This window comes from Acinetobacter sp. FY731 (assembly GCF_059515905.1).
Genome location: NZ_JCAKNB010000009.1, coordinates 22987 through 47125 on the forward strand (window position 1 = coordinate 22987; position 24139 = coordinate 47125).

The following is a 24139-nucleotide window of genomic DNA, read 5'->3' on the forward strand; positions in this document are numbered from 1 at the left end:
ATTAAGTGAGAATCTCATGGCACAAGGATTATTAGCAGGTAAACGCTTCCTTATTGCAGGTATTGCAAGCAAATTATCAATTGCATTTGGTATTGCTGAAGCGCTTCATCGTGAAGGCGCAGAGTTAGCATTTACTTATCCAAATGAAAAACTAAAAAAACGTGTAGATGATTTTGCTGCACAATTCGGTTCAACTTTGGTATTTCCTTGTGATGTAGGCGTTGATGCTGAAATTGACAATGCTTTTGCAGAGCTTGCAAAACATTGGGATGGTTTAGATGGCCTTGTGCATTCAATTGGCTTTGCACCAGCTCATACTTTAGATGGTGACTTCACAGACGTAACTGACCGTGATGGTTTTAAAGTTGCTCATGATATTAGTGCATATAGCTTTATTGCGATGGCACGTGCTGCGAAGCCTTTATTAGCGGCTCGTCAAGGTTGCTTGTTAACGCTCACTTATCAAGGTTCTGAGCGTGTTATGCCTAACTATAATGTTATGGGTATGGCAAAAGCATCTTTAGAAGCAGGCGTACGTTATTTGGCTTCAAGCTTAGGTGCTGAAGGTATTCGTGTAAATGCAATTTCAGCAGGTCCTATCCGTACACTTGCTGCTTCTGGTATTAAATCTTTCCGTAAAATGTTAGATATTAACGAGAAAGTTGCACCGCTTAAACGTAACGTCACTATTGAAGATGTTGGTAATGCAGCATTGTTCTTATGTTCACCTTGGGCAAATGGTATTACAGGTGAAATCCTTTATGTAGATGCTGGCTACAACACTGTAGGTATGAGCGCATCTATTATGGATGCAGAATAATTTTTTATTCTTCAGCTATAAAAAACGGTGCTTATGCACCGTTTTTTATTACTTTAAATTTATGGCAATTGCTTAATTGGGCTACCGCCTAAAGCTTGCATTAAAGTCACATAAGCGTTGTATTGGTTTTGTTTGGTTTGCACCAAAGATAAACGTGCCTCACGTGTGGTTTTCTGAGCATCAATTAAATTTTTCAATGCAATAGCACCATTTTTATAACGAACTTGAGTTAGATATTCTGCTTTTTCAGCCAGCTGAGCATTACGCTCTTGTAAGCTAACTTGCTTATCTAATTCATTACGTGCAGATAACGCATTTTCAACATCTGCAAATGCCTTATACATGGTTTGACGATATTGAGTGATACTTGTTTCATAATCAATATTGCTAATCGCCAAGTCCTTTTTCATATCGTTATATTGTAAAAATGGCAGACTCAAGTTTGCGCCAAGTGCCAAAGTTGGGTTTTGTAGAAGTTGCGTTAAAGATGTACTAGAACTCCCTAAATTACCCGTTAAGCTAATTGAAGGATAATAGCTGGCTTTTGTTGCATCTTTATTTGCTAAAGCTTTACGTAAACGAAGTTCAGTTGCTTTTAAATCAGGACGACGTGATAACAGCTCAGCGGGTAAACCTGCAGAAATTTGTGGTAAGTTAGACTGCGGTAATTTCTTAGGTTCATTAATATTTAATTGCTGAACAGGTATATTTAAAAGTACAGCCAAAGCGGTGCGCGTTTCTACTTTTTGCTGTTCAATTTGGCTTAGGCTTGCTTTTTGACTTTGAACGGCTTGTTCTGCAGTTGTTAAATCTAAACCAGAAACAGCACCTGCACGATATTGTGTTTGAACTAATTCATAGGTTCTTTGCGTACTTTCTAAATTTTGGCTTGCAACAGAAAAGCGCTCATTTAAGTAGCCCAATTGCCAATATAGTTCTGCTGTTGTCGCAATTAAGCTTTGAGCTGTCGCTTGTAAGTCTTGTTCAGATGCTAAAGCTTCCCAACGAGATGCTTCGGTTTGATTGGCAAGTTTTCCAAATAAATCCAACTCATAACTTACGCCAGCACTTAAAGACAATGCTTTGGCCGAATCGGTACCCGATTTTAGATCAAAATTGTGTCCTGTAGATGCACTAGAACTAACACGAATACCTTGTTTATCTTTAGCTAAACCTGCTTGTAAGTAAGCTTTTTGTAGATTTAAACCTGCAACAGCTAAATCACTATTTGCGTTAAGTACTTTATCTACTAGTTGATTTAACTGAGCATCACCAAACAATGTCCACCATTGGTCTGCATAAACATCTGCATGAATTTGTTTGCTTGAATCTTTTGCATTTTGAAAATGAGCAGGTGTTGAAACAGAAGGTTGTTGATATGGTGATTTTACTAAAGCCGTACAGCCTACCAATGAACTACTCAGAACCAAAGCACTTGCAAGCTTTGTTAAATGTGTTTGCATGATTGTTTCCTTATTCTCTAGAGAGTGCATCGACAGGGTTTAATTGCGCAGCATTTCGTGCAGGAATAAAACCAAACACAATACCAATTAAGCTTGAACATACAAAGGCTGCAACAATTGATGTTGTTGAATATGCCATTTGGAAGCTTCCACCAGCAAAATGCGTAATAAGCTGACCGATCCCTAAAGATAAAAGCACACCTAAAATACCACCCAAAATACAGACCAAAACTGCTTCAATAAGGAACTGTTGTAAAATGTCACTTTGACGTGCACCAACAGCCATACGTACCCCAATTTCTTGAGTTCGTTCTGTAACTGAAACAAGCATGATATTCATTACACCAATTCCCCCTACAACAAGTGAAATCACAGCAATTGCTGACACAAGTAAAGTCATGGTTTGTGTGGTTTGCTGAATAGTTTCACGAATACTGTCTGAGTTTTGGGTAAAGACATCTTGAGCGTCGTGACGTTGTTCAAGTAGGCTTAAAATGGCATTTTCAGCAGCTGAGCTTGGGTATTCATCTTTAATACGCACAATAATACTACGCACGTTAGATTGTCCAAGCATACGACTCATGACAGTTGAATAGGGTAAATATACATTGAGATTGTCAGAATTACCCATCATGCCTTGTTGAGCATCGACCACGCCAATAATGCGACTCGGTACGCTACCTAACAAGAGAACTTGTCCAAGAGGATTTGTGCCATCACTAAAGAATGTTTTTTCTGTATTGGTATCAATCACGACATCTTGAGCTTGTTCTGTAACGCTACTCTTATCGAATGCTTGACCAGATTTAAACGTCAAACCTTTTACGTAGAAATAGTCTGCACTAACTCCATTTACGGTCGCCGCTGCTTCGATATCTTTGAAGCGGGCAGTTACACTTGAATTTACGGATGGACTTACGCCATCTACATAAGGTTGATTTGCGAGGGCATCACCATCGGCAGGAATAAGGGTTTTTACTTGGGAGGTACGTGAATTATCACCAAAACCTCGACCTTGATAAACGGTGATGGTGTTTGTACCTAAGCTACTAATATTTTCTAAAATTTGCTTTTGTGAACCATTTCCTAAGGCAACTACAGATACTACAGAAGCAATACCAATAATAATCCCGAGCATGGTAAGAAATGTTCGCATACGGTGTGCATTCATGGCTAACAGAGCCATTCGGAATGCTTCACCTAAACGATCTGCAACAGAGCGCCAAGAGGGTGTTTTCTTTTGAGGTGTACGAACTAACGTTTGTTTTTCTAGAACTTCATCTTCTGAAATTTCAGGCGTATTAGGTTGATCGGAAATAATATTTCCATCACTAATTTCAATAATACGTGTGGCATTTTTAGCAACGTTATGATCGTGGGTTACCAATATGATGGTATGACCTTTGGCATTAAGTTCACGCAAAATACGCATCACTTCAATACCGCTATTCTTATCTAGAGCACCTGTTGGTTCATCGGCAAGAATAACATCTCCACCATTCATTAAGGCACGAGCAATTGATACACGTTGTTGCTGACCACCTGAAAGTTGACTTGGTCTATTTTGAGTTTTATCGGCTAGGCCTAAATCTGATAATAGTTGTTTGGCACGTGCTTGACGTTCAGTTGCATCGGCACCTGCATAAATAGATGGAACTTCGACATTGCCTGCTGCATTTAAATCCCCCAGCAAATGATAGCGCTGGAAAATAAAACCAAAATATTCACGACGTAATTGAGCAAGTTCATCGGGTTCTAGTTCGCGAGTTTCTCGTCCGCCAACTTTATAGCTGCCTTCGGTTGGCTGATCTAAACACCCTAAAATATTCATGAGTGTAGATTTACCAGAACCAGACTGACCTACAATGGCAACCAATTCTCCAGGGTAAATTTCTAAATTTACCCCTTTAAGAATCTGAACTGTTGTTTCACCAGCAGGGAATTCACGAGTCAGATTTTTGACCTCAAGTAGAGGCTTTAAATTTTGACTCATCATTACATTCTCATTCCAGGGCCACCGCTACGTTTAGCAGCGTTATTCGATGTATCAGAACCATCTGCAATAACAACTTTTTCACCGAGCTTCAAACCTCGTAAAACTTGCGCAGTCACTCGGTTGTTTAAACCAATTAAAACAGGTTGTGGTTTTGCAGTCCCATCGGCTTGTATAACACGTACCATCGCAATAGATGCTTTACCATTTTGAACTAATTGTTTTTCTGCCTCGGTAAGTTCTAAGCGTTTTGGTCGATCTGCATTTTCTTTATTTGTAGGCTTTTCAGTATTTGTAGTACTTTGACTACCTGAAACTTTACGTTGTGGGCGGTTTGATGCTTGAATGGCTGCGGCAGGAATAGTGAGCGCATTTTTTGCATCAGCTAAAATGATATATACCTGAGCGGTCATATCAATACGTAATTTGCCATCTTCATTGGGTACATCAAAGAGCGCATTGTAATAAACAGCCGAACTTGTAGATGACGATGACGTGTTGCTATCAGAGTTAATTGATTTTGGAGCAGGTTCCACTTGACGTAGTTTTGCGTAAATTTTCTTATCGCTATTCCCTAAAGTGGTAAAATAAACCGCTTGACCTTCTTCAACTTTCATCACATCTGCTTCGGAAATTTCAGCTTTAATGGTCATGGTGTCGAGCTTTGCAAGTTTCACAATAGTAGGTGCACTTTGGTTAGCATTCACGGTTTGACCTTCTTCCGTTACAATCGCAACAATGGTGCCATCCATAGGCGCAATAATTTGCGTATAACCTAAATCTTCCTTAGCTGTAGCCAGAGTTAAACGTGATTGTTCAATTTGAGCACTAATTGCCGTAATGTCTGCTTGTGCAGTTTTATAGCTTGCTAAAGCACTTTCAAGCTCTGCGCGAGAGGTTGCATCTTGAGCATACATTGCTTTTTGACGATTATACTCTGATTCAACTTTTGCTAAATTTGCCTGTTTTACTGCAAGTTGTGCTTGTTGATTTTTAATATTCGCTTCTGCAGTTTTTAAATCGTTTTCTTGGCGTACAGAGTCAATTTGTGCAATAAGTTGCCCTTGTTTAACTTGATCTCCAAGTTTAACGTACATTTTTTTAACTTGACCTGAAACCTGAGCCCCAACACTTACCATTTTTGTTGCTTCTAATACGCCAGTGGCGAGTACAGAATCTTCAATATCACCACGTGAAACATCAGCAGTAATAAATTGTGGTGTTTCTTGTTTAGGTTTTAAGAAATACCAAGCACTAAAGGCTAGTGCAAGGAAACAAACAGCAACAATAATGACTTTAGTCGGTTTTATTTTTGGCATGGTCATAAAATGAAGTTACAGAAAATTATTTTTAATTATAAGAGCGAATTAAGGATAAATAGTGAACTTTATTTAGTAAACAGAACTGATTCTTATTTATATTTAATAAATTTCATAACTTAAGATAGAAATAGTTTTTTACCGCATAAGCTTGCAATGGCTTGTTGAATAAGATGTTCAGGGTTTTCATGTCCCAAGCCTTTAATTGAAGAATCAATTCTTAATAAAAGTGATGGCCAAGTTAAAAAATCTTGTGGGTTTAAACGACGTAAAGCTTGCTGATAAGCACTGACTTTAGTTTTCCAGATGCCCAATTGTAATGCATTATGAGGCTGTTCAAAAAGTTGCATCAATAACCGCATTTCTTTGCTCAAGCTCCATAAAATCAGACTGTTTGGCTCACCTGAAGCAATTAAATATTGAAAAATTTTAATAGATTGAGCAAGGTCGCCTGCAAGTAGAGCATCACTTAAATCGAATGTGCTGTATCTAGATTGATCTTGTAAACATGCATATAAATGATCAATTTGAATAACTTCAGCATCTGCAAAAGTATCTCGCACACGCATTAAGCTATTTTTGGCAGCAAGTAAGTTATGTTCATGATGCTGTTCAAGCCATTGCCAGGCATCATTTGCAAGTTTTATTCCTAGTTTTTGTGCCTCAACAGCTAAAATTTGTTGGCGATCTTTAGGGTAGTTTGCAGTTAATGCGACATTCACACCATTGGCATCAATAAGCTGAAAAAAACTTGTTTTTAAGCTACTGCTATCTTGTTTGGGCATGACCACTAACAGTAGGTTTTGCTCATTATGTTGTAAATAGCTTTTGAGTTCTTTAATACCACTTGCATCGGGTTTAATGTTGCCATGAACTTCTATGGCAAGTTGATTGGAAAAAAGAGATAAGCTATTTAATGCATTAAATACAGTTTTCCAATCACTAACACTACTAATATCGTAGCGTTGGCGTTCAATTTCTTGTTTTTGCCAACTCGCTCTAAAAGCATCTATTAAGTTTTGTTCAAGTAGTGGTTCCTGACCATGTAGTACCCAAGCACCTCGAGCTTCATCTACGCGTTTTAGTGCTTGTAAATAGTCAAGTTTCATTACTTAAATCTCAAAAATTATTCAGCAGTTTTAGGTTGAACTACAAGTTTTTGTAAGCGGTTTGATGAAATTTGACGAGCAATCTGTTGCGCCACATCGTCTACAAGTACGTCAGATAAGTAGTCAAATTCTTGATCGCCAGTATTCACTGTTTCATCGTTATATTGGTAACTACGTGTTGCCATCACTGTACGGGGTTCTGTGAGTGGATTTCCTTGGGCATCATCAATACGGAAAGTTACGCTTAAACGAATAATATTTTCACGTAACTTACCAGCAAGATCTAGTTTACGAGGAGAGTATTCAAGTATATGTAATGAATATGCATCACTAGCATGACTGAGTTTTATACCAGCAGATGTCAGGTAAAGTGATAATTTTTCTTCTAAATTTCCTGAGTTTGGTGGTAAAACAATATTCATTTTTGAATAAGCAACAGGGACACTTGATGGGCTTGTGCCTTTTAAATGAAAGCCACAACCGACTAAGCCTGCACTTAGACCCAAAGTTAGTACAATTGCTGCAACACGTTGTCCTAAATACATGCCTTATCCTCTAATTTATATTCCAAATATATGGAAGAGTTTTTCTAAGTTTTGTTGATTGTAAAGTCAAAGCCCGTTGGCTGGCAACGGGCTTTGTTTGGGAATTGTGAAATCCTTTTAGTTCCCCCTCTTTTGTAAAGAGGGGTTGGGGGAGATTCTTTTTCTTGAATCCCTCCAGATCTCCCTTTCTTGCACTTCGGGCTAAAGCACTGCTTTAGCTCTCGCTCAGGGAGGCTTAAAGGATATTAAACCACCAAGTTTACTAATTTATTTGGAACAACAATTTCTTTCTTCGTTGGACCTGTCAAGAATTGTTGAACTTCAGGTAAAGCTTTTGCTTGAGCCAAAATGTCATCTTTAGATGCATCAACAGATACTTCTAATTTGCCACGAAGCTTACCGTTCACTTGAACCACGATCGTTTGCGTATTACGTGTTAATGCAGATTCATCCACAGTAGGGAATAAAGCGGTATTTAACTCGATACCAAACTCAGCCAATAATGTTTGGCTTAAATGAGGTGCAAATGGAGCAAGTAAAGTTAAAAGTGTAGTGATAGATTCACGTGCAACGGCAACGTCATTATCATCTTTTGCTTCAAACTTGTTGTTTGCATTAAGCAATTCCATCATCGCTGCAATGGCAGTGTTAAATGCGTGACGACGTTCGATGTCATCACCCACTTTTTGGATGGTTTCATGTGTTTTACGACGTAAGTCTTGTGCAGCAGTTGAAAGTGCAGCTTTGTCGATGGTTGCAGCTTGGTTGGCTTGTTCAAGGAAACCTGTTGCTAAACGCCATACACGTTTCAAGAAGCGGTTTGCACCTTCCACACCAGCATCAGACCATTCAAGTGATTGATCAGGTGGTGCAGCAAACATCATGAATACGCGTGCAGTATCTGCGCCGTATTGGTCAATAATAGATTGTGGGTCGATACCGTTGTTTTTCGATTTCGACATTTTCTCTTGACCGCCAACTACAACATCTTGACCATCTTCTTTGTATTTCGCAGAAGTGATACGACCTTTTTCGTCTTTTTCAAGTTCGATATCGGCAGGGTTGAACCATGTTTTCTTGCCTGAGTCTGCTTCACGGTAGTAAGTATCAGCAAGCACCATACCTTGTGTTAACAAGTTAGTGAATGGTTCGTTGCCTTGAACTACACCTTCATCACGCATCAATTTGTGGAAGAAGCGCGCGTATAACAAGTGCAGAATCGCGTGTTCAACACCACCGATGTATTGGTTTACAGGAAGCCAAGTTTGACCCGCTTCAGGTTTCACCATACCGCCAGTAAAGTCTGGAGATGCATAACGTGCATAGTACCAAGAAGATTCTACAAAGGTATCCAAAGTATCTGTTTCACGACGAGCATCGCCGTTACAGCTTGGACATTTCGTTTCATAGAACTCAGGCATTTTGTTCAGCGGATTACCTGAACCATCTGGAACCACGTCAGTTGGAAGTACAACAGGAAGTTGATCTTCAGGTACTGGCACTTGACCACATGTTGGACAGTTAATCATTGGAATTGGACAACCCCAATAACGCTGACGAGAAACACCCCAGTCACGTAAACGGAATTGAACTTTTGGATTTGCTAATTCTTGAGGCTCTAATTTCGCAAGCATAGCATCGTAAGCCTCAGAAATAGATAAACCGTCGAATTCGCCTGAATTCATCAGTTTACCTTCTTTAGCACCGTACCAATCTTGCCAGTTTGTCGCATCGTACTCACCGTCGCCTTCTTTAGCATTGTCGATGACTTGCGTAATTTGAAGACCAAACTTATTGGCAAATTCAAAGTCACGGTCATCGTGTGCAGGAACACCCATTACAGCGCCTGAACCGTATGACATAAGTACATAGTTTGCGATCCAAACAGGAACTTCTTCACCCGTAATTGGATGCTTAACAGAAAGACCAGTTGCCATGCCTTTTTTCTCGGCAGTTGCAAGATCTGCTTCTGCCACAGAACCCATACGACATTCTTCAATAAATGCTTTGAGTTCAGTATTATTTTCTGCCGCTTTAAGTGCGATTGGATGTTCTGCTGCAACTGCAACATAACTCACACCCATTAATGTATCAGGACGAGTGGTATAAACCGTTAACGCATCTGCATACACTTTAGGGCTTGCAGAAGGGAAGGTGACATCCATCCCTTGTGAGCGACCAATCCAGTTGCGCTGCATGGTCAGTACTTGTTGAGGCCAACCGTCTTTAAGCGTGTCTAAATCGTCTAATAATTCTTGTGCATAGTCTGTAATACGGAAGTAGTACATTGGAATATCACGTTTTTCAACCAAGGCACCTGAACGCCAACCGCGACCATTTTCAACTTGTTCGTTTGCAAGAACAGTTTGGTCAACTGGGTCCCAGTTTACTGTTGAAAGCTTACGGTAAATTAAGCCTTTTTTATAAAGTTGAACGAATAACCATTGTTCCCAGCGGTAATATTCAGGCGTACAGGTCGCAAATTCACGATCCCAATCGACTGCTAAACCTAATTTTTTAAGCTGATTACGCATGTAATCAATATTTTCAAAAGTCCATTTTGCAGGAGCAACTTGATGTGCAATTGCTGCATTTTCAGCAGGAAGACCGAAAGCATCCCAACCCATTGGTTGAAGAACTGTTTCACCTTTTAAACGGTGGAAACGGCTAATTACGTCACCAATCGTATAATTACGCACGTGACCCATGTGCAGTTTGCCACTTGGGTAAGGGAACATCGAGAGGATATAACGACGTGGACCTTCTACTGAGTCGGCAACTTTAAAGGCTTTGCGAGTTTCCCAGTCCTGTTGGACAGTAGGTTCAATCGCACTGGCTTGATATTCTGGGTCAATGTGAGTAGTCATAAACGTATACTATAAAAACAACGGTTAAAAAAGTTTGTTGCACAGCATAGCGCAAAATGCACCTAAAAGTGAATTTTGGCTATGTGATTCTTTAGGAAAAATTTACTTAACAGGTAGAATGCAAATGAATGTGGAGATATTCACTTGATGTTAAGTCATTAATTTATTTTAAAGGTTGTGCTGTTTCTGGTGCTGCTGGTACTTCAGATGGTGTATTTGTTGGTGCTTGCTCTTGGTTGTGAGTTGTATCGGGAGCAGCAGGTTCGGCTTGTGTTGGTGTTGTTGCTACAGTAGAAGTTTTTGTTCCAAAGGTTTCTATTCGACCTTGTTTTTTTGCATTTTTAGGAGGCGGCGTTGCTGTGTAGTGTGTAGAACCTTTAGCATCTACCCATTTATAATATTCACGTGCCATGGTCGATGTTGAACTAAAAGTGAACAGTAATGTTGAGCTTAATAAGCAAATATGGATTGTTGCTTTTTTCACGGTGTATTTCCCCAAAAAAACAGAAATTAACTTAATTCTGTATTCTAACAAAGCTAAAAAAAATAATATATTTTTGATTGTTTATTATTCACTAAAATTTAAGTTTAAGTGTAATTTTAAGTTGTTTGAAGCTGGTTTATAGGATTGGTAAATATAAAGATTTGCTTTGTATTTACACAAATTGCATAAAAAACTTTCTTTTAAATAAATTAATTCATTCTTTATTTTTATATTTTAAATATGAAAAAATTATAAGTGAAAATATTTAAATTTTTAAATATCAGTGTTTTATATTTATTTTGATGGTGTTTTTTGTAGTGTAATTAAAATTATAAAGTCGAAAGATAGAACTCTTTATCTATATTGCAGAAAAAGCTAATTTTAAAACTTGACAAGACTAGTTTAAACAACAAAAATGCAGTCTAGTTTTACATGCCTTAAATCGATCACCCTTCGAATAAGTGTCATTTCATGCAATGGACAACTTCTCTAGCCGAGAAGCTGAACAAAATGAAAAAAATGTGTTTATCCCAACATGTTTTAGATCTCGTATTGCACAAACAATAATCAGATCAGAAATTTTTCCTATTGCCATGAAAACTATGAAATATGTGTGCTATAACAGTGCAGACAATTAATGAATTAAACATTGCAAATGCCTCCCATTCTGCAATGAAAAAAGATTAGGGTGAATTACGTTGGAACTTTTATCTGGTGGTGAAATGCTCGTTCGCGCTTTGGCGGACGAAGGCGTTGAGCATGTATTTGGGTACCCAGGCGGCGCGGTTTTACATATTTATGACGCGTTCTTTCAACAAGAAAAAATCAATCATTACTTAGTACGCCACGAGCAAGCTGCTGGTCATATGGCAGATGCATACTCGCGTGTTACAGGTAAAACTGGTGTGGTTCTTGTAACTTCAGGCCCAGGCGCAACAAATACAGTAACCCCAATTGCAACAGCTTACATGGACTCAATCCCAATGGTGATTTTGTCTGGTCAAGTTGCATCACATCTTATTGGCGAAGATGCATTCCAAGAAACAGATATGGTGGGTATTTCACGCCCAATCGTAAAACATAGTTTCCAAGTGCGTCACGCAAGTGAAATTCCTGCAATTATTAAAAAAGCATTTTATATCGCATCTTCAGGTCGTCCAGGTCCTGTAGTTGTTGATATTCCAAAAGATGTGACAAATCCTGCTGAAAAATTTGCTTACGAATACCCTGAAAAAGTGAAGATGCGTTCGTATCAACCACCACATCGTGGTCACTCAGGTCAAATCCGTAAGGCAATTGATGAGCTTTTACATGCTAAACGACCTGTAATTTATTCAGGTGGTGGTGTTGTACAAGGCAATGCTTCTGAACAATTGACAGAGCTTGCTCATGTACTTGGTTTTCCAGTAACAAATACCTTAATGGGCTTGGGTGCATTCCCAGGTGATGACCCTCAGTTTGTGGGTATGTTGGGTATGCATGGTACTTATGAAGCCAATATGACCATGCATAATGCAGACGTAATTTTAGCAATTGGCGCGCGTTTCGATGACCGCGTAACAAACAATCCTGCTAAGTTCTGTCCTAATGCCAAAATTATTCACATTGATATCGACCCAGCTGCGATTTCAAAAACCATTATGGCGCACATTCCTATTGTAGGTGCGGTAGAGCCAGTTCTTACTGAAATGTTGGCTCAGTTGAAACAATTGAATGTTTCAAAACCAAACCCAGAGGCAATTGCAGCTTGGTGGTCACAAATTAATGAATGGCGCAAAGTTCACGGCTTAAGATATACAGATCTTCCGAATGGTGAAATGCGTCCACAGCAAGTTGTAGCTGCACTCGATAAAGTAACAAATGGTGAAGCCATTATTACTTCTGATGTTGGTCAACACCAAATGTTTGGCGCGCTTTACTACCGTTACAAACGTCCACGTCAATGGATCAACTCTGGTGGCTTAGGCACAATGGGTGTTGGTTTGCCGTATGCAATGGCTGCAAAACTTGCATTCCCAGATCAACAAGTGGTTTGTATTACGGGTGAAGCATCTATTCAGATGTGTATCCAAGAACTTTCTACATGTAAGCAATATGGCTTAAATGTAAAAATCTTATGCTTGAATAACCGTGCATTGGGTATGGTTAAACAATGGCAAGACATGAACTACGAAGGTCGTCATTCAAGTTCTTATGTTGAATCGTTACCTGACTTTTCAAAGCTTATGGAAGCTTATGGTCATGTGGGTATTCAAATTGATCATGCAGATGAACTTGAATCTAAACTTGCTGAAGCGATGGCAATTAACGACAAATGTGTGTTCATTAATGTAATGGTTAACCGTACTGAACATGTATATCCAATGTTAATTGCGGGTCAATCTTTGGAAGATATGTGGTTAGCTAAAGGGGAGCGTACGAAATGAGACATATAATTTCTGTACTCGTTGAAAACGAATCTGGTGCGCTTTCTCGTTTGGTTGGTTTGTTTTCTCAACGTGGTTATAACATTGAGACTTTAAACGTAGCACCAACAGAAGACCCAACACTTTCGCGTTTAACACTCACAACCTATGGTGATGATCATAAGATCGAACAAATCACTAAGCAATTGAACAAACTTGTTGAAGTTGTAAAGGTTGTAGATTTATCTGAAGGTGCACACATTGAGCGTGAACTTATGCTCATTAAAGTAAAAGCTTTGGGTGCTGCACGTGATGAAATTAAACGCACAGCAGATATTTTCCGTGCACAAGTAGTAGATGTAACACCAACCACGTACACCATTCAAATTGCGGGTACAACTGAAAAAGTAGATGGTTTTATTGATGCGTTAGCAGAAAACACCATTTTAGAAGTTGTGCGTTCAGGTGTATCGGGTATCGCACGTGGCGAAAAAGTTTTAAGTATTTAATTTTTAATTAACAAATTCTCTCTCCTGAAAGGGAGAGAACTGAACCAAGTGAATACAAATATCTCAAGGTTCTGTTAAAGGAAGCAAAAAGCATTTAAGCGGAGACAGCAATGCAAATTTTTTATGATAAAGACACAGACTTATCTATCATCCAAGGTAAAAAAGTAGCAATTATTGGTTACGGTTCACAAGGTCACGCTCACGCGCTTAACCTTAAAGATTCTGGTGTAGACGTAACTGTAGGCTTACGTGCTAACTCTACTTCTTGGAAAAAAGCTGAAAATTCTGGTCTTAAAGTTGCTGAAGTTGCTGCTGCTGTAGCGCAAGCTGACGTAGTTATGATCTTAACTCCGGATGAATTCCAATCTCAACTTTACCGTGACGAAATTGAACCAAACATCAAGCAAGGCGCTACTTTAGCATTTGCTCATGGTTTCTCTATTCTTTACAACCAAGTTGTTCCACGCGCTGACTTAGACGTAATCATGGTTGCTCCAAAAGCTCCTGGTCACACAGTACGTTCTGAATACCAACGTGGTTCAGGTGTTCCTGACTTAATCGCTATTCACCAAGATGCTTCTGGTAATGCACGTAACGTAGCACTTTCTTATGCTTCAGGCGTTGGTGGTGGTCGTACTGGTATCATCGAAACTTCATTCCGTGAAGAAACTGAAACTGACCTTTTTGGTGAGCAAGCAGTTCTTTGTGGTGGTGCTGTAGAATTAGTTAAAATGGGCTTCGAAACTTTAGTTGAAGCTGGTTATGCGCCTGAAATGGCTTACTTCGAATGTCTACACGAACTTAAATTGATCGTTGACTTAATGTTCGAAGGTGGTATCGCGGACATGAACTACTCAGTATCTAACAATGCTGAATATGGCGAATATGTAACGGGTACTGAAGTAATTAACGAACAATCTCGTGAAGCTATGCGTAATGCACTTAAACGTATTCAATCTGGCGAATACGCGAAAATGTTCATTAGCGAAGGTGCTTTAAACTATCCTTCTATGACTGCTCGTCGTCGTCAAAATGCTGCTCATGGTATTGAAGTAACTGGTAATAAGTTACGTGCGATGATGCCTTGGATTCAAGCGAACAAAATCGTTGATAAAGAGAAAAACTAATTTCTTGAATCAATTGATTTGAATGCGAAAACCCACTCAACTTGAGTGGGTTTTTTACATGAAGCGTTACGTGCTTTACGCTTCATTCAAAACAGCGTTTTGTTCTCCTTGCGCTTCACTCAGAACAGTGTTCTGAGCTTGCTCATACATTGGACTCAAACAAACAAAATTGTTGATAAAGAAAAGAACTAAGTTCTTTATTTAGCTGATTTTTATGCTATAAAAAGCCCTGCACTAGAGGTTTTTTGGAGTGGATATGGTACAGCCATTAACTGAGATACAGAAAAATAGGTTGAAGATTCTTGAGCCTAAATTGGATAGGGCTATATCTGAGCAAAATTTAAAGTTTGCTAAAGAAATTGTGTTAGATCTACAGTCCGTTTTAAGACCAACAAAACATTTTGTAAGATTAGTACAGTCAAAGAATAAATTATGCGAACTCGCCATTGAGTTGGGTGAGTTTGATTCGGTTTTAAAAATATTGGAATCTAATATTCAAGTATTAAAACCCAAAACAAGAATTTATATAGAAACTATTTCTTTGTTGGCTATTTACTATCTAAGATTGAAAGATGTAGAAAAAGCTAAAAAATATATAAAAGAAGTACTAGAAAATCATACTGTAATTAAAACAGAAAGAACTAGAAAGGTTTTTCAAAGTGAAATTATTGATCGATTTAATCAAGAAGTTGCAATTGCAACATTGACAGGGTTTCACGATTTTACTGTTGATCAAGATGAGGTTGAAAAAGAGGCTATACGTATTATTCAGACTTTAACAAATGATGAGATTTATGAGGAGATAGGTAAGTTTTCACCACAATCAACAAAAGACTTAATTTATATTGTACATGATTACTCATTAAAGCAGCTACCATTTACTCAGCGAGCGATGTTACCTAGTCCTGACCAGAAAATTAAAGATAAAGAGGTAGGAATTACTGTTTATGAGGCAGTAAAAAGGGTTTTGTATAATTCTATGTGTAATCCAGAAAGTGAAATATATAAAGCTTGGTATTCTAATGGTTTACAAATGTTTCTCAGTAAAAAATATATTGTTGCAACAGTTTTGAGCTCACTTACTGCAATAGGTTTTGGTGCAACGATGATAATTGCTTCATTGGTTGCATTAATTACTAAGTTCGGGATCGAAGTATATTGTGAGAAAAATAAACCTATTTATATTTCTAAAATTAGAGAGCTTTAGTTTATTTAAATAAATTAGACTTTCTATGTGCTTTATAATATTCGCATTTAAGCTATCATCAAACTGTCATACATTCTATCTATGCTAACTAAAACTAAATAAAGCATAGATAGGTGTGGCAATGACAACAATAGACACAGCCTTATTAAAACAACCCATAATTTTCGAAAAAAATCATTTTTACTTTAAAAAGAAAGAACGCATTTCTATTACGCATCCATTTTTAGAAGACTTAGTTCGTCCACGCTTAAGAATCGTAATTGTCACAGAAACTTGGCCACCAGAAATAAACGGTGTAGCACTATCACTTTTACAACTCTGTAAGGGCTTACAAAAACAAGGTCACAAAATACTACTCATAAGACCTGAACAAAAAAAATCATGTGAAGACTTTCAGCCAAATAAAGAATGCGTGGTAAAAGCACAAAGTATTCCTAAATATCCACATCTACAATTTGGTTGGCCACAACTCAACAAAGTATCGAAAGCAATAGATAGCTTTGCGCCAAATGTGGTTCATATTGTGACAGAGGGTCCTTTGGGTTTTACTGCATTACGCGTAGCAAAAGCCAAGAAACTTCCAATATCAAGTGGCTTTCATTCCTCCTTTCAAGACTTCAGTCGATTCTTCGATTTAGCATTCTTACTCAAGCCGATTCAACACTATTTACGCTGGTTTCATAACAATACCAATGTGACTTGCGTACCTAGTGTAGACACAGAAAAAGCACTAAAAGAATTTGGTGTGAAATGTCCGCTGGTTGTTGTAGGACGGGGAGTGGACACAATTCGCTTCTCACCAGAGTTTCGATCTGCGCAGCTTCGTAAAAAATGGGGTGCAGATGATAAAACAAGAGTTCTACTTTCTGTGGGGCGCTTATCTCCCGAAAAAGAAACAGAAGTCGCAATTCATGCATTTCAAAATATGAAAAAGTCAGAAAAATATCCATCAAAATTGATTGTGGTGGGAGATGGACCCGACAGGTTGAGGCTTGAATCACTATGTAGCTGTGATGATGTGATTTTCACAGGAAGTTTAAGTGGAAGACAGCTTTCAGAAGCTTATGCAAGTGCAGATGTCTTTATTTTTCCAAGCCAAGTGGAAACATTTGGCAATGTAGTGCTTGAGGCACTTGCAAGTGGTCTACCCGTAATTGCATACGATTATGCTTGTGCTCACTTGCATGTTTCACATGGAGCAAGCGGGTGGTTGTCTGCGTTAGGGAAGTCTGTCGATTTATTCAAATATGTGCAAAATCTTCCATCACGCCAAGAGCTAGAGGAGATGGGAGTATATGCAAGAAAAGTTGTTCAAAATATAGGTTGGAATCATCCTGTTCAGCAGTTTGAGCAGGCTTTATATGCTGTGGTGAAGGAGACGCAAATGACGTCCTAATTTTTAAGCCAAGGCTTAAAGGAGAAATAAAATGAATTTTAAATATGTAAAAATAAGAATGTTAGATTTAGATTTAAAAGGCTGTTTGTATTTAAATCAATTTTCCCACACACAAAATATTGCATTGTTTTTTAAAATTATTAGTAAGTTAGGGGATGGTGTATTTTGGTATGTTATGGTTTTTGCGATGTGGATATTGCAAGGTCTTCAATATAGTTTACAAGTGCTTTATTTAGTATTGGGTGCTTCAGTTGGAACGCTAATTTATAAAGGACTTAAAAATAAAACAGTACGTCCTAGACCCTATCAAGTGCATCAAGTCATTCGCTTGGGTGAGCGACCTCTTGATCATTTTAGCTTTCCATCTGGTCATACTCTGCATGCTGTTATGGCAACGACTTTGTTGGGATATATCCAGCCAATCCTCTTAATTTTAATGTTGCCATTTACTATCTTAGTTGCTTTATCTCGTATGATTTTAGGATTGCATTACCCTACAGATGTTATTGTGGGGGCATTCATTGGCGCAGGTGTTGCGAGTGCGGTTGTTGCTGTGGCGCCAATAGTTGGTGTGATGCTTTGATCAGAGCGAGTCAAAGTTCGTTTCTATTGATGTAAAGTGTGCGTGAATTTTGTTTGCATGAAGATGAATAAAAATGATGAAAGCACGTACTGATGTTTAGAAACTTTGATAAAATAAAAAAATATTTTGCGCTTTAGGAACATCCATGGGTTTACGTTGGACAGATACTATAGACATCGCGATTGAGCTTTATGAAGCACATCCAGATGTTGATCCACAGTGGATTCGTTTTACTGATTTACATGCTTGGGTATGTGCATTGCCGCAATTTAGCGATGACCCAACAAAATCGACTGAAGGTTTGTTAGAAGCGATTCAAATGGCTTGGATTGACGAAGCAAGTTGATTTTCACAGTAAAAATCAAATTATTTACATATCAAAATCGGAAAAAAGCACATTATTCGGTATAATGCGCCAAAATTTCGTGTCTACATCGACTTAAGGAGCCTATCATGGCTATTGAACGTACATTATCTATCGTTAAACCAGATGCAGTTGCTAAAAACAACATTGGTGACATCTTTGCTCGTTTCGAGAAAGCTGGTCTTCAAATTGTTGCAACTAAAATGAAACACTTGACTCAAGCTGAAGCTGAAGGCTTCTACGCTGAGCACAAAGAACGTGGTTTCTTTGCTGACTTAGTTGCTTTCATGACTTCTGGTCCAGTTGTTGTTTCAGTTCTTGAAGGCGAAAACGCTGTTCTTGCTCACCGTGACATCCTTGGCGCGACTAACCCTAAAGAAGCTGCTGCTGGTACTATCCGTGCAGATTTCGCTGTAAGCATCGACGAAAATGCTGCTCACGGTTCTGACTCTGTAGCATCTGCTGATCGTGAAGTTAACTACTTCTTCGCTCAAACTGAGATTGCTCCACGTACTCGTTAATTCGCAGTATTCAAACCAGATAAGTGTTATTATACTTATCTGGTTTTTTTATTCTCTGAATAAAGCTTTGCTCACTTATTGAGCTTCTCCTTTCATCTTTAGATATAGCTTAGGTAATACACACATGAGTACTGAAGTCGTCGCTACATCAGCAATTTCTGATGCACAGCAACAATCTCCATCCGCTCCGGCGCAGGAAAAAGTGAACCTACTTGGCATGTCACGTCCACAAATGGAAAAGTTTTTCGAAGAAATTGGCGAGAAAAAATTCCGTGCAGGACAGGTGATGAAGTGGATTCATCAATTTTTTGTTACAGATTTTGCAGAAATGACTAATATTTCTGGGAAGTTACGTGAAAAATTAGAAAAAATTTGTTTTATTGAAGCACCAGAAGTTGTACATAAAAATTATTCTAAAGATGGTACGCGTAAATGGGTGTTCCGTGTAGGTGATGGTGCGGGTTCATTGGTTGAAACTGTACTTATTCCAGCGGAAGATAAAACAGGCGCACGTAAAACTTTGTGTATTTCATCTCAAGTAGGGTGTGCACTAGATTGTTCATTCTGTTCTACAGGTAAACAAGGTTTTCAACGCGACTTAAGCCAAGCTGAAATTATTGGTCAGCTTTGGATGGCAAACTATTCATATATGGAAGATGTGCCTGTTCTTGAGCGTGAGCGTTCGGTGACAAATGTTGTAATGATGGGAATGGGTGAGCCGCTTCTTAATTACGATGCTGTACTTAATTCAATGCGTATTATGCTTGATGACTTTGCGTATGGAATGTCTAAACGTCGTGTAACTTTATCAACTTCAGGTGTTGTGCCTAAAATTGATCAACTTGCAAAAGATATTGATGTTGCGCTAGCAATTTCATTACATGCACCAAATGACGAATTGCGTAACGAACTTGTACCAATTAATAAAAAATATCCATTAGAGCAATTGATCGCTGCATGTCAGCGTTATATTACTAAAGATGGGAACGAAAGTTCTCGTAAGCACGTTACCATCGAATATGTTATGTTGGATGGCGTGAACGATAGTTTGGCTCATGCTCATGAAATGATTAAGTTATTGAAAAATTTACCAAGCAAAATTAACTTGATTCCATTTAATCCATTTCCACATGCACCTTATGATCGCTCAAGTAGAAATAAAATTATTTCTTTCCAAAAAGCTTTGTCTGATGCAGGATTTGTGTGTACGATTCGTCAGACGCGTGGTGATGATATTGATGCTGCTTGTGGTCAGTTGGTGGGGCAAGTTGCAGACAGAACACGCCGTGCAGAGCAGTGGAAAAAGAAAGTTGCAGCGCAAAACGAAATTATACGCTCGCAAGGATAAATACATAGGGGAAAACAATTGCGTAAACCGAGTCTGAAAATCTTTATCTCATCTTTACTTATGGGTTCGACTTTTTTGGTTGTCGGTTGTCAGACAGTATCTGATCGCAAAGTTGACCCTAAAAAAGCGGTACAAGCAAGAACACAGTTGGCTGCTGAATATATTCGAACTAGTGATTATGATGCAGCTAAACGTGAATTAGACCAAGCAATGGAACTTGATTCGCGTGACCCTCTCGCAAATATGATGATGGGAGTGTTGTTGCAGCGTGAAGGCAGTCCCCAGAATGTAGAAAAGGCAGACCGCTATTTTAAAGCAGCGATTTCTGCTGATTCTAAAAATGCACAAGCGCGTAACAACTATGGTACTTATTTGTACCAAATTGGGCGTTATAATGAGGCTTTAACGCAATTTCATATTGCAGGTGCAACACTTGGTTACGATCAGCGTTATACTGCATTAGAAAGTGCTGGGCGTATTTATTTAAAGCTCAATGATATCGAAAATGCTGAAAAAAGCTTTAATCAGGCTTTAAAGATTAATCGTAAGTCATATGTTTCAATGGTTGAGCTCGCAGAGATCTACTATTTAAGGCAAGATATTCCTGCCGCAACTAAATTTTATGATGATTCTGTAAACTTAGTTGGGCAAAATAATCAAAATGCACGTGCATTGTGGGTGGGTATTCGACTTGCGCGCGCAAATGGTAATCCTATGCAAACGCAGATTCTTGTGAATCAATTACGCGCTTTGTATCCGGATAGTCCTGAATACCAACGCTATTTGCAATTACAGTACAGTACTGAGGTCGTATGGAAGTAAATCCTAATTCACAGCAACCAACAGGTTCAATTGCCACACCAAATGCATTAGGAAATGTACAGCGTCCGGGTGAGTACCTTCGTCAAATTCGTCTGAATCAAAAAAAAGAGCTTTCAGATGTTGCGGCTGAACTTAAGATCTCAGTAAAAACCCTTACCGCTTTAGAAAAAGATGAATATACATCTTTACCTGAAGCAACGTTTATTAAAGGTTATTATCGTACTTATGCAAAATATTTAAATGTTGATGCAACAGCAGTCATTCAACGTTTTGATGAAATTTATACCAATGATACGGGCTTACTTCCAAATCACGCATTAAATAATTCACCTATTAAATTTATGGGTAAATTGCCTGGCTCAAATAGCGAACGTAATCGTAAATGGTTAAAACGCTTTGCATTGCTTGTGCTGGTTATTGTTGTTATTTGGGGCTTGGTTGCAGTTGTTCAAAACTTCTCGAAATCGGACACGACAAATCAGCAGGAACTTAACACAGTAGAACAATCTGATGTTCAAGTATTAACAATGAATGATTCAGCTGTTATGTCTGGTGATCAATTAGTTTTGAAATTTAGTCGCCCGACATCAGTACATATTGTTGACTCTACAAATAAAGTTCTTGCAACAGGTCGTCAATCATCTGAACTTGCACTTCAGGGCGAAACACCATTTCAAATTCGTTTGGATGATGCAGCAGCCGTATCATTAAGTTTGAATAATGAAGATATTTCATTGTCGCCATATACAGTGAACGGAAAAGCTGAATTCCGTTTATCGCGTTAATGGGTTGAGAGTAGAGCGAAATAATGATTGTAAATCCAATTAAACGCCGTCCCACTCGCAAAATTCGAGTTGGTTCTGTTTATGTTGGTGGTGATGCGCCAATTAGCATCCAAAGTATGACCAATACAGAAACATGTGATGTAGATGCAACAGTTGCACAAATTCAACGTTGTGTAGATGTAGGTGCAGACATCATGCGTGTTTCTGTACCATCTATGGAAGCAGCCGAAGCATTTGGTGAAATTCGTAAGCGTGTAAATGTACCTTTGGTTGCAGATATTCACTTCGATTATAAAATTGCACTTGCTGTTGCAGATTTTGGTGCAGATTGCTTGCGTATTAACCCAGGCAATATTGGGTCTGAAGCGAAGATTCGTGAAGTTGTTGCGGCTGCACGCCATAACGATATTTCAATGCGAATTGGTGTAAATGCAGGTTCACTCGAAAAAGATATTCAAAAGAAATATGGTGAGCCAACAGGTCAAGCATTACTTGAGTCGGCAATGCGCCATATTGATATTTTAGACCGTTTAGATTTTCAAGAGTTTAAAGTATCGGTAAAAGCATCGAATGTATTCTTAACAATGGATGCTTATCGTTTATTGTCAGCACAAATTGATAATCCTATGCACTTAGGTGTAACTGAGGCAGGGGTTTATCGTACAGGTTCGGTGAAATCAGCAATAGCCTTAGGTGGTTTGTTGATGGATGGTATTGGCGATACGATGCGTATTTCTTTAGCTGCTGAACCTGAAGAAGAAATTAAAATTGGCTTTGATATTTTAAAATCATTAGGGCTGCGCTCAAACGGGATTAACTTTATTGCTTGTCCAAGTTGTTCACGCCAAGAGTTTAATGTTATTAAAGTAATGCAAGCGCTTGAAGAGCGTTTGGAAGATATACGTACACCAATGGATGTTTCAGTCATTGGCTGTAAAGTGAATGGTCCGGGTGAAGCAAAAGAAGCTGATATTGGTGTAGTTGGTGCTGCACCACGTTCATTAGTTTATCGTAATGGTGAAAAAAGCCATTTAATCGATACCAATCAATTGGTTGACGAAATTGAAGATATGGTTCGTCAACGTGTTAGCGAGCTTGAAGAAGCTAAATCGAAAGAGATTATTCGCACAAGTTTTTCTGAGTAGATCATGAGTTCAATTGTAGCAATTAAAGGTTTTAATGACATTCTCCCTACGCAAACACCTGCTTGGAGACGTCTAGAGCAACATCTATCAGCATTGATGGATGCTTACGGTTATCAACAAATCCGTTTGCCTATTGTTGAGCAAACAAATTTGTTTAAGCGTTCAATTGGTGATGCGACAGATATCGTAGAAAAAGAAATGTACACCTTTTTTGATAAAGGTAATCCGCCTGAATCTTTGACATTACGTCCTGAAGGTACGGCAGGTTGTGTACGTGCAATGCTTGAACATAACTTACTTCGTGGTGCTACACCGCGTATTTGGTATGTTGGACCTATGTTCCGTTATGAAAAGCCGCAAAAAGGTCGTTACCGTCAGTTCCACCAATTTGGTGTAGAAACTTTTGGTGTTGCAACGCCAGATCAAGATGCTGAACTTATTTTAATGACTGCGCGTTTGTGGAAACGCATGGGCGTTGCCGATAAAGTTCAACTTGAGCTGAATACTTTGGGTGAATCTGACGAACGCTCGGCATATCGTGCTGCATTGGTTGCATTCTTGGAATCTCATAAAACAGATTTAGATGACGACTCACAGCGTCGTTTGCTGACTAATCCATTACGTATTCTTGATTCTAAAGATGCAAAAACTCAAGAAATTTTAGAAAATGCGCCAAAACTTCACGATTTTATGGGTGAAGAAACATTAGCGCATTTCAATCAATTACAACAATATTTGACAGATGCAGGCGTAAGCTTTGTGATCAATCAAAAATTGGTACGTGGCTTAGACTACTACAACAAAACTGTATTTGAATGGACTACAACGCACTTAGGTTCTCAGGGAACAGTATGTGCAGGTGGTCGTTATGATGGTCTAGTTGGTCAATTGAAAGGTAAAGCGGATCAAACTGTTCCTGCAGTTGGTTTTGCAATGGGTATGGAACGCTTGTTGTTACTTCTAGAGCAAGTAGAAGACAATACACCTGTGCGTGATTGTGAAGTATTCTTGTTGGCAGATCCTGCATCTCAGGGCAAAGCACTTGTTCTTGCAGAACAAATTCGTAACCAACTAGAAGATGCTTCAAGTTCTATCCGTTTCAAGGTGGGTTCACAAGGTTCAATGAAGAGCCAAATGAAGAAAGCCGATCAATCGGGTGCAATTTTTGCATTAATCTTGGGTGAGCGTGAATGGGAAGCTCAAGAAGTGAATGTAAAAGAGTTAGCAACTGCTGAACAAACGTCTGTTGCTATTTCAAAGATTGTCCCTTTCATTATTGAAAAACTTTCTTCAAAATAAGCCAACAAAAAAATACGAGGATAAGGTA

At 38.7% G+C, this 24139-nt stretch carries 21 protein-coding genes; 14 read left to right on the forward strand and 7 right to left on the reverse strand.

What is annotated here, in order from left to right; all coding sequences use genetic code 11:
• The first annotated feature begins 16 nt into the window (after positions 1-16).
• On the forward strand, positions 17-820 hold the full coding sequence (locus AC5YC8_RS11355) for an enoyl-ACP reductase FabI (protein ID WP_496119991.1): 804 nt from the start codon (positions 17-19) through the stop codon (positions 818-820).
• A gap of 59 nt (positions 821-879) precedes the next feature.
• Here AC5YC8_RS11355 and AC5YC8_RS11360 read toward each other — a convergent pair whose 3' ends face one another.
• The 7 genes from AC5YC8_RS11360 to AC5YC8_RS11390 form a co-directional block, all read right to left on the reverse strand.
• Positions 880-2283, reverse strand: coding sequence for an efflux transporter outer membrane subunit (locus AC5YC8_RS11360; RefSeq protein WP_496164599.1), 1404 nt, complete (start codon positions 2281-2283; stop codon positions 880-882).
• A 10-nt stretch (positions 2284-2293) separates the two neighbouring features.
• Positions 2294-4276, reverse strand: coding sequence for a MacB family efflux pump subunit (locus AC5YC8_RS11365; RefSeq protein WP_496164646.1), 1983 nt, complete (start codon positions 4274-4276; stop codon positions 2294-2296).
• Positions 4277-4278: 2 nt separating this feature from the next.
• Positions 4279-5595, reverse strand: coding sequence for a MacA family efflux pump subunit (locus AC5YC8_RS11370; protein ID WP_496164647.1), 1317 nt, complete (start codon positions 5593-5595; stop codon positions 4279-4281).
• Positions 5596-5714: 119 nt separating this feature from the next.
• Entirely contained in the window at positions 5715-6704 is a 990-nt protein-coding gene (holA, locus tag AC5YC8_RS11375; protein ID WP_496164601.1) for a DNA polymerase III subunit delta, read from the reverse strand.
• A 17-nt stretch (positions 6705-6721) separates the two neighbouring features.
• On the reverse strand, positions 6722-7249 hold the full coding sequence (locus AC5YC8_RS11380) for an LPS-assembly lipoprotein LptE (protein WP_496119986.1): 528 nt from the start codon (positions 7247-7249) through the stop codon (positions 6722-6724).
• Between the two features lie 245 nt (positions 7250-7494).
• Positions 7495-10116 (reverse strand): leucine--tRNA ligase, encoded by a 2622-nt coding sequence (gene leuS, locus AC5YC8_RS11385; RefSeq protein ID WP_496164603.1) that lies wholly within the window; start codon positions 10114-10116, stop codon positions 7495-7497.
• A 163-nt stretch (positions 10117-10279) separates the two neighbouring features.
• Positions 10280-10600, reverse strand: a complete 321-nt coding sequence (locus AC5YC8_RS11390) for a DUF4124 domain-containing protein (RefSeq protein ID WP_496164605.1) — start codon at positions 10598-10600, stop codon at positions 10280-10282.
• A 698-nt stretch (positions 10601-11298) separates the two neighbouring features.
• Between AC5YC8_RS11390 and AC5YC8_RS11395 the strand changes: the two genes are divergently transcribed.
• The 13 genes from AC5YC8_RS11395 (at position 11299) to hisS (ending at position 24111) form a co-directional block, all read left to right on the forward strand.
• Entirely contained in the window at positions 11299-13026 is a 1728-nt protein-coding gene (locus AC5YC8_RS11395) for an acetolactate synthase 3 large subunit (protein ID WP_496119057.1), read from the forward strand.
• Positions 13023-13514 carry an acetolactate synthase small subunit gene (gene ilvN / locus AC5YC8_RS11400; protein ID WP_496119059.1) on the forward strand — a complete coding sequence of 164 codons (492 nt, stop codon included), beginning with the start codon at positions 13023-13025 and terminating at the stop codon, positions 13512-13514. Before AC5YC8_RS11395 ends, ilvN begins: the two co-directional genes overlap by 4 nt.
• 110 nt (positions 13515-13624) lie before the next feature.
• A complete protein-coding gene (gene ilvC, locus AC5YC8_RS11405) occupies positions 13625-14641 on the forward strand; it encodes a ketol-acid reductoisomerase (protein WP_086212845.1) in 1017 nt (338 codons plus the stop codon).
• Positions 14642-14897: 256 nt separating this feature from the next.
• Positions 14898-15848 carry a hypothetical protein gene (locus tag AC5YC8_RS11410; RefSeq protein WP_496164607.1) on the forward strand — a complete coding sequence of 317 codons (951 nt, stop codon included), beginning with the start codon at positions 14898-14900 and terminating at the stop codon, positions 15846-15848.
• Positions 15849-15969: 121 nt separating this feature from the next.
• Positions 15970-17244 carry a glycosyltransferase family 4 protein gene (locus AC5YC8_RS11415; protein ID WP_496164608.1) on the forward strand — a complete coding sequence of 425 codons (1275 nt, stop codon included), beginning with the start codon at positions 15970-15972 and terminating at the stop codon, positions 17242-17244.
• Positions 17245-17275: 31 nt separating this feature from the next.
• The gene (locus tag AC5YC8_RS11420) at positions 17276-17827 is read left to right on the forward strand and encodes a phosphatase PAP2 family protein (RefSeq protein ID WP_496164610.1); all 552 of its coding nucleotides are present in this window, start codon (positions 17276-17278) and stop codon (positions 17825-17827) included.
• A gap of 145 nt (positions 17828-17972) precedes the next feature.
• Entirely contained in the window at positions 17973-18173 is a 201-nt protein-coding gene (gene iscX / locus AC5YC8_RS11425; protein WP_154772101.1) for a Fe-S cluster assembly protein IscX, read from the forward strand.
• A gap of 107 nt (positions 18174-18280) precedes the next feature.
• Positions 18281-18712, forward strand: a complete 432-nt coding sequence (ndk, locus tag AC5YC8_RS11430) for a nucleoside-diphosphate kinase (RefSeq protein ID WP_496119068.1) — start codon at positions 18281-18283, stop codon at positions 18710-18712.
• A gap of 124 nt (positions 18713-18836) precedes the next feature.
• The gene (gene rlmN, locus AC5YC8_RS11435; protein WP_496119070.1) at positions 18837-20060 is read left to right on the forward strand and encodes a dual-specificity RNA methyltransferase RlmN; all 1224 of its coding nucleotides are present in this window, start codon (positions 18837-18839) and stop codon (positions 20058-20060) included.
• Between the two features lie 18 nt (positions 20061-20078).
• The gene (gene pilW, locus AC5YC8_RS11440) at positions 20079-20882 is read left to right on the forward strand and encodes a type IV pilus biogenesis/stability protein PilW (protein WP_496164612.1); all 804 of its coding nucleotides are present in this window, start codon (positions 20079-20081) and stop codon (positions 20880-20882) included.
• On the forward strand, positions 20873-21667 hold the full coding sequence (locus AC5YC8_RS11445; RefSeq protein ID WP_496164613.1) for a helix-turn-helix domain-containing protein: 795 nt from the start codon (positions 20873-20875) through the stop codon (positions 21665-21667). The genes pilW and AC5YC8_RS11445 overlap by 10 nt, the downstream gene beginning before the upstream one ends.
• Before the next feature lie 23 nt (positions 21668-21690).
• Entirely contained in the window at positions 21691-22812 is a 1122-nt protein-coding gene (gene ispG / locus AC5YC8_RS11450) for a flavodoxin-dependent (E)-4-hydroxy-3-methylbut-2-enyl-diphosphate synthase (protein WP_496164615.1), read from the forward strand.
• Between the two features lie 3 nt (positions 22813-22815).
• Positions 22816-24111 (forward strand): histidine--tRNA ligase, encoded by a 1296-nt coding sequence (gene hisS / locus AC5YC8_RS11455; RefSeq protein ID WP_496164616.1) that lies wholly within the window; start codon positions 22816-22818, stop codon positions 24109-24111.
• Positions 24112-24139: the final 28 nt, after the last annotated feature.

What these genes read in the sequence shown, in the direction of transcription:
- AC5YC8_RS11355 (WP_496119991.1), top strand. Translation starts at nt 17, where the DNA reads ATGGCACAAGGATTATTAGCAGGTAAACGCTTCCTTATTGCAGGTATT.
- AC5YC8_RS11360 (WP_496164599.1), bottom strand. Translation starts at nt 2,283, where the DNA reads ATGCAAACACATTTAACAAAGCTTGCAAGTGCTTTGGTTCTGAGTAGT.
- AC5YC8_RS11365 (WP_496164646.1), bottom strand. Translation starts at nt 4,276, where the DNA reads ATGAGTCAAAATTTAAAGCCTCTACTTGAGGTCAAAAATCTGACTCGT.
- AC5YC8_RS11370 (WP_496164647.1), bottom strand. Translation starts at nt 5,595, where the DNA reads ATGCCAAAAATAAAACCGACTAAAGTCATTATTGTTGCTGTTTGTTTC.
- holA (WP_496164601.1), bottom strand. Translation starts at nt 6,704, where the DNA reads ATGAAACTTGACTATTTACAAGCACTAAAACGCGTAGATGAAGCTCGA.
- AC5YC8_RS11380 (WP_496119986.1), bottom strand. Translation starts at nt 7,249, where the DNA reads ATGTATTTAGGACAACGTGTTGCAGCAATTGTACTAACTTTGGGTCTA.
- leuS (WP_496164603.1), bottom strand. Translation starts at nt 10,116, where the DNA reads ATGACTACTCACATTGACCCAGAATATCAAGCCAGTGCGATTGAACCT.
- ilvN (WP_496119059.1), top strand. Translation starts at nt 13,023, where the DNA reads ATGAGACATATAATTTCTGTACTCGTTGAAAACGAATCTGGTGCGCTT.
- ilvC (WP_086212845.1), top strand. Translation starts at nt 13,625, where the DNA reads ATGCAAATTTTTTATGATAAAGACACAGACTTATCTATCATCCAAGGT.
- AC5YC8_RS11410 (WP_496164607.1), top strand. Translation starts at nt 14,898, where the DNA reads ATGGTACAGCCATTAACTGAGATACAGAAAAATAGGTTGAAGATTCTT.
- AC5YC8_RS11415 (WP_496164608.1), top strand. Translation starts at nt 15,970, where the DNA reads ATGACAACAATAGACACAGCCTTATTAAAACAACCCATAATTTTCGAA.
- AC5YC8_RS11420 (WP_496164610.1), top strand. Translation starts at nt 17,276, where the DNA reads ATGAATTTTAAATATGTAAAAATAAGAATGTTAGATTTAGATTTAAAA.
- iscX (WP_154772101.1), top strand. Translation starts at nt 17,973, where the DNA reads ATGGGTTTACGTTGGACAGATACTATAGACATCGCGATTGAGCTTTAT.
- ndk (WP_496119068.1), top strand. Translation starts at nt 18,281, where the DNA reads ATGGCTATTGAACGTACATTATCTATCGTTAAACCAGATGCAGTTGCT.
- rlmN (WP_496119070.1), top strand. Translation starts at nt 18,837, where the DNA reads ATGAGTACTGAAGTCGTCGCTACATCAGCAATTTCTGATGCACAGCAA.
- AC5YC8_RS11445 (WP_496164613.1), top strand. Translation starts at nt 20,873, where the DNA reads ATGGAAGTAAATCCTAATTCACAGCAACCAACAGGTTCAATTGCCACA.
- ispG (WP_496164615.1), top strand. Translation starts at nt 21,691, where the DNA reads ATGATTGTAAATCCAATTAAACGCCGTCCCACTCGCAAAATTCGAGTT.
- hisS (WP_496164616.1), top strand. Translation starts at nt 22,816, where the DNA reads ATGAGTTCAATTGTAGCAATTAAAGGTTTTAATGACATTCTCCCTACG.